The 12662-nt window shown below is 44.7% G+C and carries 14 protein-coding genes and 1 tRNA gene; 7 read left to right on the top strand and 8 right to left on the bottom strand.

Annotated features, from left to right (window positions below; all coding sequences use genetic code 11):
* A partial coding sequence (gene gltX, locus QUB64_RS23465; protein WP_442921695.1) for a glutamate--tRNA ligase occupies positions 1-1674 on the bottom strand: 1674 nt, incomplete at its 3' end.
* 337 nt (positions 1675-2011) lie between these two features.
* Between gltX and QUB64_RS23460 the strand changes: the two genes are divergently transcribed.
* A complete protein-coding gene (locus QUB64_RS23460) occupies positions 2012-2488 on the top strand; it encodes a thiol-disulfide oxidoreductase DCC family protein (RefSeq protein ID WP_333275532.1) in 477 nt (158 codons plus the stop codon).
* Between the two features lie 106 nt (positions 2489-2594).
* Positions 2595-2804 carry a hypothetical protein gene (locus tag QUB64_RS23455; protein ID WP_333275534.1) on the top strand — a complete coding sequence of 70 codons (210 nt, stop codon included), beginning with the start codon at positions 2595-2597 and terminating at the stop codon, positions 2802-2804.
* Positions 2805-2829: 25 nt separating this feature from the next.
* Here QUB64_RS23455 and QUB64_RS23450 read toward each other — a convergent pair whose 3' ends face one another.
* From QUB64_RS23450 to QUB64_RS23435, 4 genes are all read right to left on the bottom strand, one after another.
* The gene (locus tag QUB64_RS23450) at positions 2830-3495 is read right to left on the bottom strand and encodes a Uma2 family endonuclease (protein ID WP_333275536.1); all 666 of its coding nucleotides are present in this window, start codon (positions 3493-3495) and stop codon (positions 2830-2832) included.
* 163 nt (positions 3496-3658) lie between these two features.
* Positions 3659-3732: transfer RNA gene (locus tag QUB64_RS23445), tRNA-Asp, on the bottom strand.
* A gap of 56 nt (positions 3733-3788) precedes the next feature.
* Entirely contained in the window at positions 3789-4919 is a 1131-nt protein-coding gene (locus QUB64_RS23440; RefSeq protein ID WP_333275538.1) for an esterase-like activity of phytase family protein, read from the bottom strand.
* A 213-nt stretch (positions 4920-5132) separates the two neighbouring features.
* A complete protein-coding gene (locus tag QUB64_RS23435; protein ID WP_333275540.1) occupies positions 5133-6917 on the bottom strand; it encodes a TM0106 family RecB-like putative nuclease in 1785 nt (594 codons plus the stop codon).
* A 41-nt stretch (positions 6918-6958) separates the two neighbouring features.
* On the opposite strand from QUB64_RS23435, the gene QUB64_RS23430 reads away from it, so the two are divergent.
* The 5 genes from QUB64_RS23430 (at position 6959) to QUB64_RS23410 (ending at position 10018) form a co-directional block, all read left to right on the top strand.
* Positions 6959-7138 carry a hypothetical protein gene (locus QUB64_RS23430; RefSeq protein ID WP_333275542.1) on the top strand — a complete coding sequence of 60 codons (180 nt, stop codon included), beginning with the start codon at positions 6959-6961 and terminating at the stop codon, positions 7136-7138.
* A gap of 95 nt (positions 7139-7233) precedes the next feature.
* Positions 7234-8448, top strand: coding sequence for an aminotransferase class V-fold PLP-dependent enzyme (locus QUB64_RS23425; protein ID WP_333275545.1), 1215 nt, complete (start codon positions 7234-7236; stop codon positions 8446-8448).
* A gap of 207 nt (positions 8449-8655) precedes the next feature.
* Positions 8656-9114, top strand: coding sequence for a hypothetical protein (locus QUB64_RS23420; protein ID WP_333275547.1), 459 nt, complete (start codon positions 8656-8658; stop codon positions 9112-9114).
* Between the two features lie 148 nt (positions 9115-9262).
* A complete protein-coding gene (locus tag QUB64_RS23415) occupies positions 9263-9625 on the top strand; it encodes a papain fold toxin domain-containing protein (protein ID WP_333275549.1) in 363 nt (120 codons plus the stop codon).
* Between the two features lie 33 nt (positions 9626-9658).
* On the top strand, positions 9659-10018 hold the full coding sequence (locus QUB64_RS23410) for a hypothetical protein (RefSeq protein WP_333275551.1): 360 nt from the start codon (positions 9659-9661) through the stop codon (positions 10016-10018).
* Between the two features lie 88 nt (positions 10019-10106).
* Here the strand turns inward: QUB64_RS23410 and QUB64_RS23405 are convergent, their stop codons facing one another.
* From QUB64_RS23405 to QUB64_RS23395, 3 genes are read right to left on the bottom strand one after another with little or no spacing between them, the layout of a single operon-like run.
* Positions 10107-10475 (bottom strand): AbrB/MazE/SpoVT family DNA-binding domain-containing protein, encoded by a 369-nt coding sequence (locus QUB64_RS23405; RefSeq protein WP_333275553.1) that lies wholly within the window; start codon positions 10473-10475, stop codon positions 10107-10109.
* Positions 10472-11038: a hypothetical protein gene (locus QUB64_RS23400; protein ID WP_333275555.1), complete on the bottom strand. Its 567-nt coding sequence runs from the start codon at positions 11036-11038 to the stop codon at positions 10472-10474. Before QUB64_RS23400 ends, QUB64_RS23405 begins: the two co-directional genes overlap by 4 nt.
* A 9-nt stretch (positions 11039-11047) precedes the next feature.
* Complete coding sequence (locus QUB64_RS23395) at positions 11048-12436, bottom strand: ParA family protein (protein WP_333275557.1); 1389 nt, start codon at positions 12434-12436, stop codon at positions 11048-11050.
* Between the last annotated feature and the right edge of the window lie 226 nt (positions 12437-12662).

Raw genomic sequence — 12662 nt, 5'->3', positions numbered from 1 at the left:
TGCTGCTGGTTCAAGAGTCGGTGTTTCGACTGCTGTAACTTCCGCTGCTGCTGGTTCAAGAGTCGGTGTTTCGACTGCTGTAACTTCCGCTGCTGCTGGTTCAAGAGTCGGTGTTTCGACTGTTGAAACCTCGACTGCTGGCTGTTCCAGCGCGGGAGTTTCGGCGGGAGTTTCGGCTTTGGGTGGTTCTGGGGTAGGAGTTTCGGCCGCGACACCAACTGCCGGCAAATTCAAGTTGCTAATGGCATCAAGCAAGCGGGTTTTAGCTGTCCCCCGCTGGTGAAGGATTACCCAAGATTCTATCAGGTCGGGGCCGTGCATTGCACCTGTCAGAGCTGCTCTGAGCGATCGCATAATCAGCCCTTTGTTAAGATTTTTCTCTTTACTGAGCTTTTTAGTGATTTTCTGAGCTTCTGCTGATATCAGGCTGGAATGACTTTCCATAGCCTCTAGAACTGCTTGTAAAGCCTGTGCAGCACCTGATTGCTGCAACTGTGCGAGTGCTTCTTCTTCGTATTCCAAAGTTGGCAAGAAGAACAACTTGCACATACCGACAGCATCGGTTAAGCGAACGAGACTCGGGCCGATTAAAGCAGCTATTTGTTCGAGCCAAGGGCGATCGGCCTCGGAATCAAACTCATAACCGGCTTTCTGCCAATAAGGTACCAGCAAATCTGTCAATTGCGGCACTGGCATTTTGTGCAGGTATTGACCGTTAAGCCAATTGAGTTTATCCCAATCAAATTTTGCACCGGCTTTGTTGACTCGATCGAATGTAAATACTGCCGCAGCCTCGGACAATGTAAATATTTCTTGCGTAGAATCCGGCGCCGTCCAACCCAGCAAAGTCATGTAATTGACTAAAGCTTCGGGGACGTAGCCCATATCTTTGAAGTCAGAAATCGAGGTAACGCCGTCGCGTTTAGAAAGCTTTTGCCCGATCGAGTTCAAAATCAGGGGCGTGTGGGCAAATTCAGGGATTGTCGCGCCCAAAGCTTCGTAAAGCAATATTTGTTTCGGAGTATTCCCGATGTGATCTTCGCCGCGGATGACGTGGGTGATGCCCATGTCGATGTCATCGACAACTACGGCGAGGTTGTAAAGGGGCTGGCCGATGACGCCGCCGCTGGATGCCCGGGCGATTACCATGTCGCCGCCGAGGTCGCTACCTTTCCAGGTTACGGTGTCGCGTACCGTGTCGTTCCACGCGATCGTGCGATCGTCCTCAATCATAAACCGAATCACAGCTTGCCGCCCTTCGGCTTCAAAAGCTGCGCGCTGTTCCTCCGTCAGATTGCGGTGGCGGTTGTCGTAACGGGGGGCTTGTTTGTTGGCTTTTTGTGCTTCCCGCATCTCGTCGAGTTCTTCCGACGTGGTGTAGCAGCGGTAAGCGAGCCCTTTGTCGAGAAGGGTTTGGACTGCTTGGCGGTATATTTCCAGACGCTGGGACTGAAAACTCGGGCCTTCGTCCCAGTTCATACCCAGCCAGGTAAGTCCTTCGATGATGTTGTCTGTGTATTCGCTTTTAGAACGTTCGACATCAGTGTCTTCTACCCGCAGGATGAATGTTCCGCCTTGGTTGCGGGCAAACAGCCAGTTAAATACGGCGGTTCTGGCGGTACCGATGTGGAGGTTTCCGGTGGGACTGGGGGCTAGACGGACTCTGGCGTTCATGTAGATTTTTGCTTGGAGATTGAGGGCAATTTGCTGGTTGGGAAAATAGTTGATGTTTAAGACTTCAAATTTTATTATATTTTGTTGCCGCCTTAAAATTTGTGGTTGGCGGTTGCTTTGCCCTTCTTTGCTCGAAGGCCTGTGGTTTAGCGATCGGGCGAAAGTCTCCTGCGACGATCGCAGCAGACGGCATCTTGACGATATTAGCACTGCCGCCTCCCGCGGCTGGATTAACCTTTGGGACGATTTTTGAAACTACTAATCACTGTCTGGTACCCGATCGCGCTCAATTCTTTTAAAATGTGGGTGTGCGATCGCCATTAAAATAAATTTCCCTATGTCTGCGACTAAAACTGAATTTCCCGAATCTGTTGAAATTAAACCATCTTGGCAGATTGAGCTGCTGTACGACGGTGAATGTCCGCTGTGCGTGCGGGAGGTCAATTTCTTGAAAAAACGGGACGCAGGCCGAGGTTTGGTGTCGTTTGTGGATATTGCGCAGGATGACTACAATCCGGAAGCCCACGGCGGAATTGACTACGAAACGGCGATGGGGCGGATTCACGCGGTGTTACCAGACGGTACGGCAATTAAAAATGTGGAGGTTTTCCGCCGTATTTATGAGATTTTGGGTATGGGCTGGATTTATGCGGTGACTAAGTTGCCGGTGATTGGGACGATCGCGAATTGGCTGTACGGAATTTGGGCCTCTTGGCGGCTGAGGTTGACGGGAAGGCCGGATTTAGCAACTATTATGAGCGATCGAACTGCGCGGAGCGAGTGCGAAACTCAAGGGCGCTGCCGCTCTAACTGAAAATGAGTCATATTTGAGTAAGGTCGATCGACCGATTTGCAGATTTCAACAGAAACAAACGGCAACTAAGATTAAAAATTAATGGCTGGGGAAAGCAGGGGAAAAAATGGAAGACGCAGGATATACAGTCTTCATGGGCTTCGGCGGCCTTTGGGTAGTCATGGGAATTGTCGCTGTGACTTTCCTGTTCAAATCGGACGGTCAAAAACTTAAGTTGGGCAAATGGGGACTGCTAGTAGCTATTCCGATCTTAGTGCCGATCGCCCTGGTGTTACTTTATCAGATTGCCCGACCGTTGATTGTCTCGCACCTGTAACCTGAGAATCGCTGTAACTTAAGTATTATTGCTCAGTTGTTTCGGGCGATCGTAACTGCTCACCCACCCATTGACGTAAAGACCGAATTATGGCATTATCATCTTGAGTTTCTGCCATCTGCAAAAACTGATTGAGCATAGCTACAGAAACGATCGGAAATGTCGGACTGCGATCGCAGGTAACATATTGCTGATTTTGTAATTGATAAATTTGTACGCTTTCTCCCGAATACCGCCAAATTTCAGGAATTTCTAGCTGCGTATAAACGACAAACCGATTGGAAGAGGGACTGGTAATATCAACTTCTATCACCAAATCTGGTGGCGGATCGATGGAAATGTCAAGTCTTTTTCCGAGAATGCGATCGACATTTTGGATATAAAAACACGAATCTGGTTCTGCACCTTGTTTTAAATCTTCACGATTAAGAGTTGTCGAACCAAATCCCTTAATCTTCAAGTCCAACTCTTCAGTCAAAGCTGTAACAATCCGTTTTAGCAGACAATTCACAGTTTCATGCAAGTCTGATGGCATGATAATTTCTAAGACTCCTTGAGAATATGCAAATCGCGAGGATCTCTTGTCTCCTGCTTCAGCCAATAAGCTTTCGTAAGTCTGCCAACTAATATTAGATAATACTACTCGCTGTGTAGTTGTTTCCGGTGACGGCTTAATGGGTGTAACGAGCATATTTTCCTACTCTCCCGACAATTTTAGATTAGATAGTTGAAAATTACTGAAAGCGTTTTAAGTTTGCTTGCAGTTATATCCCAGATTATTAATCAATCTACTATCTCAATATATCTATCGAAATCTGAGAACTGTGATTTTAGACTTTCGATTTACGAGAGAACGGGACAGACGGGGCTCGAACCCGCAACTTCCGCCGTGACAGGGCGGTGCTCTAACCAATTGAACTACTGTCCCTCGTTTTGCCTTTGTTTCAGGCACAATTTCTATTATGCCTATAACCTCACTCTTTGTCAAGAGGTTTTTTGAACTTTTATTTGGAAGCCCAAAATTTGAGTCTCTTGCAGGGGACTGAAGTTGTTGTCACTTACCAAAATCAGACCTCTGTTACCATCGGCCAACTCGGGGCCAAATGTCAACCCCTCAATATTGTCTAGGGGAATTTTCAGGGTTTCCAAATCCAGCAGCAGCCGTTTTTGGGCGGGGGAAACTTCGCTGATACTGGTTTTGAGGCTTGGAAGTGCTTCAATGCGATCGGCTTTTGCCAAGGAAATCTCAAACAGTCTAACAGTAACGCCGGTTTCCTGGGAGAAAGCGCGCTCTAAACTCAGCAAGCGGTTGTGGTCGATCGCCAATAAATCCACTAAACCATTGCTAGTTAATTTTCCCACAGGATTTGCACCAGCGGGTAGCGGTTCGGTAATGTAGAGAAAAGAGACATCTGGATTGCCGCTCACCGCATCGTAGCGCAGAATCCGGCACGGGCTACCTTTTTCTAGGGAAGCTACGGCGCCATCTTGAACTGTAGCGTTTTCGGTGGCGGTGAATAGGTATTTGCGATCGGGCGTGAGAGTCAAACTTTCAAAAGCGAGATTGTTGCGGATGCCTTTGGTGCCTTTATCGTCGGGCAAAAATAGGTCAGGAATTGGTAGCGTTTTTAGCAGTTTACCATCAAGGGAGAATTCTTTGATGAATGGAGCAATTTGGCGATCGACATCTCCCTCGGAAGAAACAAACACGCTGTTCCCTGTAAAAGCTATCCCTTCTGGATCTAAACTTAATTCTGGAAAACTTTTGCCGTTTTCATCTAATAAAGTAGTAACGCCCGTAAAATTAATTTGCTCTTTTTCCAGCTTACCAGATTGCAAGTTATTTATTTTGAGACTGTAGAATCGCGCCGGAGCCTTGCTGCTGCGGTCATCAGAAATGGCATAATAAACTTGTTTCTCGGCATCATAGGTAATTCCCGAAAGTCCGCCAATTTCCGTACCCTGAAACGGAGTACCAGTCGGAAATATTGCTCTACCGATAAAATCTATTTTGGTGACAGCGAAAGATTGAGCTGAGAGGTGGATCGAGATAGCAACAGTTGCTGCTATCAGAAAACAGACAATAAATATACTTGTTTTTATTAGATTTCGCATTTTATAAATAAGTAGGTTGTTCAACTATTTCACTTTGATACTACATATTGGGGGCGGGCAAGATGCCCACCCCACAATAATTTTACTGGATGCAGAATACAAGAAGTATAATAGTTTTCAAAAGGCCAACCAAATATTTTTTAATTTACTATCTTCTTCTGCTCTTTCTGACTTCGCGGCCTTTGTGTCTTCGCGGTTCGTTCAATCAGAAAATCACTGTTTCTGACTTAACAAAAAATTAGTCAACCAATCTTTAACAACGTAAGTAGCACGACAGTCGTCCTCATTGTATCGGACGATCGCCTCCAAGAGCGAGCGATCGCCCGTTTTGAGCCAATCATCGTACCAACAGACACACTGAGCACCATTAGCCTTAGCATCGCGCCAGTCAAAACCCAGCCAGCGGGCGATCGGTTTCAGCGCGTAACTTTCCACCGGCATAATCGCTTGCTGAGTCACTTGTTTGTGAATATCGACAAACCGTTTCAGCACGGGTTTCCACAAATAAGCGGGAGTATTGTAAAGTTTAGCTAGGCGCTTGACAGTCTTGACTTCGTAGTCACAAAAGTGGAAAATAGGAGCAATGGGATAAGCCCACATTAATTCTAAAAATTGTTCCCAGATTGCACCTTCCTCCGCTGCCGATTCTGCCAGAAAACCGTGGAATTTTTCAGTATTGTTGTACCTGTCCACAACTAAGACTCCGTGCATATAATCTAAATTCATCTCCGGTTCCGCTTCTATGTCAAAGTAGAGTTCGATTGGAGCGATCGGCAAAAAGACAGATTGAGAATAAGGAATTGGCTTGCTGCGAAGAATTGGCGCCGGCTTGGAAGGTGAAGCAGGTTTATTTTCTGTAGTCTTGATAGCCTCAGCTTTAACTATTACTAAATTATTTTGTGCAACTTCTGGTACGATAATTTGATGAACTTCTGCCTCTTCCCTTCTTCCTTCTTCTTTTTCTTCATCTTCGCTTCTGGTTTCTACCTCTTCCCTTCTTACTTCTTCCTTCTTCCTTCTTCCTTCTTCTCGCAACAACGGTTGATTTAACAAATGAGATTGAGCTTGCCGCACCACATCAAAAGCCACTCCATCAGGAAATTCTGGATAATCAGCCAGCAATGCAGAACTAGCATTAGCCAGAGATTCTACATTAGTAATTTCGAGACTTTTTAATCTAGCATAGCGGCTAGCAGTAACTCCCGGCAACAGCGAAAGATGTTTGATTGATTCGGCTTCCGCGTGACAGACAGTGTACCAACCGCAAAGATTGCACTTTTGCCGGGAAATAAACACCTCCGGCTTATTCCGATTTTCTATCATCTGAATGCAATCGTCTAAAATCTCGAACATCTGAGGAGTTCGCTGGTCGAGATTTACCGCCCAAAGCCCTTTTTTACGCAGCATCAGCCACGCATTTTCTGGCATTCTTTGCTGCACAGAAGCTAATATTTGGGCGTGAAAAGCTGCAATAATTTGATAGTCTAGTTTTGGTCGCTTGCTAAGCCAAATATCCGCAGTAGCATAACTCCAATCGCCAAATTTGGATTGTCCCGGCTGCTTGATTAATAAATGCGGGCGGCTGACAAGGGTAATGTTTGAAGACTGAAGGGTGGAGGATGAAAGCTGCACGGCAGTTTCGGGGATTTCGCCAAATTCTGGGAAATCTTGAGCGTCAATTCCTACCAGAGAATCTGTTGCGCCGTTGGTTTTTCCCAATTCGCCCTGGATCAGGACTCCTCGGTAAATGCGATCGACTCCTTGCTGCATTAAACTCAAGGTAGCGGCCGCCCCAGCTTGCCAATCCCCTCTAGGATATGATGGTTGTTGGTAAGTCTCGTGTTCTAAAACCTGCTGCTGATACGTCCCGCTGTCGCGCATCAGTTTCAGCAGAAAGTCGCTGGGGGGGTCTAGTTGTTTCCAGTCTCCACAGGTGTCTAAAAATGCTCGGAGATGGCATCGCTGATAGGAAAGTAGTAGTTTATCGGTTATTAACATTTAGTATTCGGAAGGCATAGAATAATTAGAAGTCATTGGGCATGGGGCATTGGGCATGGGGCATTGGGCATGGGGCATGGGGCATGGGGCATGGGGCATGGGGCAAACAGGGAATTGGGCAAACAAGGAATTGGTCAGGAGCATTTTTGCGATATCAAAAAAGTATATTTTATGACCAATTACTGTCCTTAAATAGCACTAAAAATACACCACAGAGATAGGTTCGGAGGAAGAAGGAAGAAGAAACCTTTTTGAGAGAGGTTTTGACGATCGACATTTATGCAATATTAACGCTATCAATAATTCCCCAAAAAATATGACAAAGGACAATCACCGGCAACAATTCCCAGCTTTGGCCAATAAAGCTTATTTTAACTACGGCGGACAAGGGCCGCTGCCTGAGCCTGCTTTAGAGGCGATTTATGAGGCTTACAAGCGGGTGCAGCTTGGGGGGCCGTTTTCGGGGGAGGTGGGGGCTTGGGTGGTTCAGGAGGCGATGCTGACGCGACGGGCGATCGCATCTGAGTTGGCCGTACCTGCTGAAACCATCGCCCTCACTGAGGATGTCACGGTGGGCTGCAATATTGCGCTGTGGGGCATTGACTGGCAAGCGGGCGATCGACTGCTGCTTTCTGATTGCGAACATCCGGGCATTGTAGCTAGTGTAATGGAACTTCAGCGCCGTTTCAACATTGAGGTTGATGTTTGTCCGTTGGCGGCAACTTTGAATCAAGGTAATCCGGTGCAGGTAATTGCTGATAGTTTGCAACCAAATACTCGCTTGTTGGTAATCAGTCATATTTTGTGGAATACCGGTCAAGTTTTGCCTCTGACTGAGATTGTGAAAGTATGTCATGAACCCCCCCTAACCCCCCCTTACCAAGGGGGGGGACAAGAGAGTTTTAATGCTAAAAGTCGTAAAGTCAAAGTTTTAGTTGATGCGGCGCAATCTGTGGGGGTTTTACCTTTGAATTTAATTGAGTCAGGGGTTGACTTTTATGCTTTCACTGGTCACAAATGGTGGTGCGGGCCGGAAGGTTTGGGCGGGCTTTATGTGAGTGCGGCGGCTTTGGCAGATTTACACCCGGTGTTTATCGGTTGGCGGGGAATTGTGACGGATTCTAGTGCTAAAGTGCTTGGCCCGAAGCCTGGATCTCAGCGCTACGAGATTGCGACTTCGGCTTATCCTTTGTATTCTGGTTTGCGAAGTGCGATCGCGCTTCAACACGAATGGGGAACTGTTGCAGAAAGGTATGCAGAAATTTGCCGTTTGAGCAAGTATCTTTGGGAGCGTTTGTCGGAACTTCCCGATGTGGAATGTTTGCGGAAATCTGCGCCGGAAGCTGGTTTAGTTTCGTTTCGATTGATGAATGGGATGCCGCACAACCAGTTAGTTGGTTTGTTGGAAAAACAGGGAATTATGGTGCGAACAATTCTGAATCCTGATTGCGTGCGGGCTTGCGTTCACTATTTTACAACTGAGGCGGAGATCGATCGGTTGGTTGAGGGTGTTTTGGGTCAAGTTAGTTAGAAATCCGGGATAATTCAGCGGTTAAAACCGCTGCTATACAAACGAAGTCTGCCTGCGCGGACTAATAAATAAAGTATTAAATGCAAATGAAAGATTGAAAGAATAATCGTCTCGTTTGCACTCCGAAAAATAGTATTTTAAACTACGATCGAAGAGGCGTTGTTTTTTCGTTGGTTTTGTGTTAGTATGTGGTAAGGAGGTTAAACTATGCAGATTACCAATAAAAAATTTAGGTTGCAAAACGGTGCAAGCTGGCCATCGTTTGAGAAGTTTCGTTTGAAGGGTGCAGAAGCACTCAGTTCGATCGCGAATGGTATTATTGCTACCCTCCAAACAAAAACAGGACAGTACCGAATTATTGAGGAAAGCGACTTTCAAGCAATGTATGGACTAGCTCGTGATGTCGATCGCATGAGAGGAGGATTGCGTGTCGTCGTCTTGGCTGTGCGGGCGGCACAAAAACACCCCGATCCAGAGAATCTCAGTCTACTTGCTGAAGCAGTTGCTATGCTGGGAGATTTACCTGAACTTCCGACTCGCAATAGCTTCGAGCAATTAGTTCCAGAGAATTTCGACTTGGATGAGGATGATGAGGTGATGCTCGCTCCTGATGAAATTGAGCGTCCTCTGCAATCAGAGAGTGCGATCGACAAGAGGATGGATTGAGTGCGATGGCTGTAATCTGCTAAAATGTGGCTCTTAGAGGATGAATACGAGCGTTTGAGTAGTCGCATTTTACAAGAAGTCAGTAAATGAGTGGAAAATACACAAGTATGTGATTTTTAATGGAATATTTTAGAGGGTGTGAGGGAAAGTGAGCGATTTTTCAGATGAGGAGATTTATCGAGAGATTGGAGCGATCGTCAGCCAGTACGATATCCTTAAATGTGACCTGTGTGCTAAAGCCGTGTTAAAATGGATCGCAGAAAATGGAATTTCGGGTAAGTTACTCAAGCTCAAAACTAAGTATAGAGAAGAATTCATCTTAAGTACACGCTTAGAAAGATCGGAAGGTACAAATGAGTCTATTACAACGAATGGAACTCACTACGGAGTTGAAGTACGCGGGCTAGTTTTTGATAATTTGTCAACTGAGGGACTGTCTAGAGAAGATTGGGTGAATGATTTTTACTGTCGCAGAGGAAAGTTTATAGTTGAAGAATTAGAAAGTTTATAAAAGTGTTTGTGGTAAACAAAGGAGAGTATTAAGATGAGCGGACTTTTTGAGATGTTGAATAAAATTCATAAAAAACCAGGAATGTATATCGGACGCGCTTCTGCAAGCGATCTTTTTATGTTTTTAGTCGGTTATAGAACAGCTAGAGAAGAGTTGGGAGTTGAACCCACAGAAAAGGAAATGGAATTTTATGGTGACTTTCAACCCTGGTTGCAAAAGCGGTATGAAGTATCAACATCAGGTTCATGGGCAAGAATAATCGAGTTTTCTACTAACAATGAAGAACGAGCTTTTTATCGTTTTTATGAGTTACTTGATGAGTTTTTGCAGCGAGATAGCCATTCAGAAGTAGCGCAAGTTAAGGAAAAAGTTGGTAATGTAAAAACTGGATAGTCAATTGTCAAATTCGGGCGCTCGATGCAGGATCGAAGAAACCTGGTTTTTTTCCCAATTTTCGCACTGTCACCATAATTAGATCGTGTCACCAAACTTCATTACCCACAGCACCTCCACTATCAATTTCATTATGAAGGTTCTCAGGTGCGATCGCCTCAACCAATTCCTCAAGTGAATACTGCCGACTAGCGCTCTGCTCGATAATTTGTTCGGCGGCAATAGAGGCGTCTATTTCCTGACGATGAGTATGATAAAAAGGGAGAGTTTCATTCACTTGAGCTTCATTGAGATTGTATTCATTCGCAATTTCCTGTGGAGACAAACCCCATTTATCTGCTGCAATGACTAATGTTTGTACCCGCAAGCGAGTGCAGCGCAAAACGGGTGTGAGTTCGCCACTAGCGCCACGCACGTAGGTAATTTGAGGAAAAGCACGATCGTCCTTCTGTTTCATGAAAAATTATTAATAGTGAAGAACTCGGATATAGTGGAAATTTTCGCTTTGCCGATTCCACACTTTAAAGTAGTCAAAAAATTGATATTTTTAGGCTTCTTCGTCTTCCTGTATTGAATTATTTTCTTAGCTATTTCTTTGGGATTAATGTTTTTAAAACTAGCGTCTTGAGCTTTGATGCGCTCTAGTGCTTTATGAATTTCTTGCTCGGAAGCTACAAGGATGTTAGTTGCTACTATTGGCGGAGTAATAACCAGCCCAGATTCTATTTGTACCTGTGCCAGCATTGACTCATCAACAATGATACACCAGACGAAATCCTTTTTAGCTAAACGGGCTCCATCTAATATCTGAGTATTGAAAACTGATTGGTAGTTGTCTTGTTCTAAGAGCTTAACGACAATAGGCAAAATGTTTTTTTCAGTTTTACTCAACTGCGCTGCTATGGCTTCGATTTGTTTGGCAGGTACATTTGAGTTACCCTGAATGAATTTACACGGTAAGCGCAAAACTTGTCCTAGTGGAATGTCAGCCGAGAATTCTTCTTCTTGAAAAGGTGTCATAGTTACCTGCTAGTTATCGATAAAGTTGTGTTCGAGAAATACCTCGTTTGCGAGGTCTTTGTATAGTTTAGTGATTGGAGATTTGTGCCAGCAAATTACTGGGGCTTGTGAAAATTCTGCAACTTTAGCCTGAGCGTAACTTTTTAACTCAGTCTTGCATGGCTTCCCAGTGAAGTTTAGTTGTGTCATTGTATTGTCAATGTGAGTCTGGAGGATGCTGCCTTTTTCAGCCGGACAATTACTGAATACTAAACCAAGGTTCCAGGGAGCAACAGGCACTTCCTGATTCTTAACTCTCACATTTCTCAATTTAGGAATTAACCTGTCAACGCCTGCTGCATGATACAGTGATTTTCTGTCAAAATCCACAGGAATTAAAATAGTATCGCAAGAAGCTAGCATTCCCGCTGACAAGACATCTGCTGTAGGCGAAGCATCAATGAATATGTAGTCGTAGTCGTCACTAAGCAGGTTAATGATTTTCTTGATAAATGACCTTTTGAGCGAGTCTGCCAAGTTAGGATTATCTCGAAAAGCTTTTAATTCATCCGTATCTCCCGGCAAAACTGACAAGGAAAAAAGCTGGCTGTCAGTAGTCCTGAACTTGCGGATTTGAACAGCAATGCTCAAAATATTTTTGGCGCTGTTGTAGTCTTCGACTTGAATTTTATCAGTGCAATCCTTCAAGCAATTATCAAGTTTAATGTGGGCTTTCAATCCTCGGGTTAAATCAGTTTGTGGGTCTAGGTCAATCAGTAAAACTTTCTTGCCTTTTGTAGCGAGTGCTGCGCCTAGATTGATGGTGTTAGTTGTCTTTGCTACGCCTCCTTTCTGATTCCAAATCGCTGTTACCAAAGCCCGCTCAGGAGTCAAGCAATACTCTAATTGACGTAAAAGCTTAGGAAAATTGGCTGCTGTCACTTTTAGCACAGGAGTTAAAGGGAAAACCAGCCCGTCAACTCGTCGCCAAACTTGAAAGAAGTCACCATTAAATACCCATCCATAAGCAGCTAGATACTTAGAATCCACTATTTTTGTATTGTCAAGGTACTGCTTAATGCCATTGTTCCTGGAGTTAACGGGATAGCCCACTGCTTCTTTATAAAGGTTTTGCTGCTGGCAAAAATCTGAAAATCCGTGCTCTTGAGCGGCCTGAAATAAGCTAGTACGCTTTTTAATTTCAACAACTATTCTAGGTGGCTCGTTTAATTTGTTATATATTAAGTAATCTGGTTTTAATCCTATTCCAGGACCTAAATTTCTAGTTGTTATCTGGTCGAAGTTAAGACCTATAGCATCCCAGATCAAGGGCATTAAGTTCATTGCCAGCTCGGCTTCTGAGTAGTCACTTGGTAGAGATTCCCAGCGCTTTATTAAGTTAGTAAGACTGCTTACCATTTTTTACCCCAACAAGATGGTGGCTGCAATTGTTAAGTTTTACAATAACATAAATGAGAAAAAAAATCGCCCCTTCTCTCAAAAAATAAAGGACGATCGCCCTTTTCACTCAAATTTCGACTTACGCACTACGACAAAAGAAACCGGGTTTTTACCGAATCTGTCGTCTTCAACGCAGTATCTTCGCAAAAACCCGGTTTCTGAGCTCTTCGATTAGGACAAAAGA

Source organism: Microcoleus sp. Aus8_D2 (genome assembly GCF_036702665.1).
Classification (GTDB): domain Bacteria; phylum Cyanobacteriota; class Cyanobacteriia; order Cyanobacteriales; family Microcoleaceae; genus Microcoleus.
The sequence above is the reverse complement of the archived record's forward strand: the minus strand, read 5'-3'. Positions and strand labels throughout refer to the sequence as shown.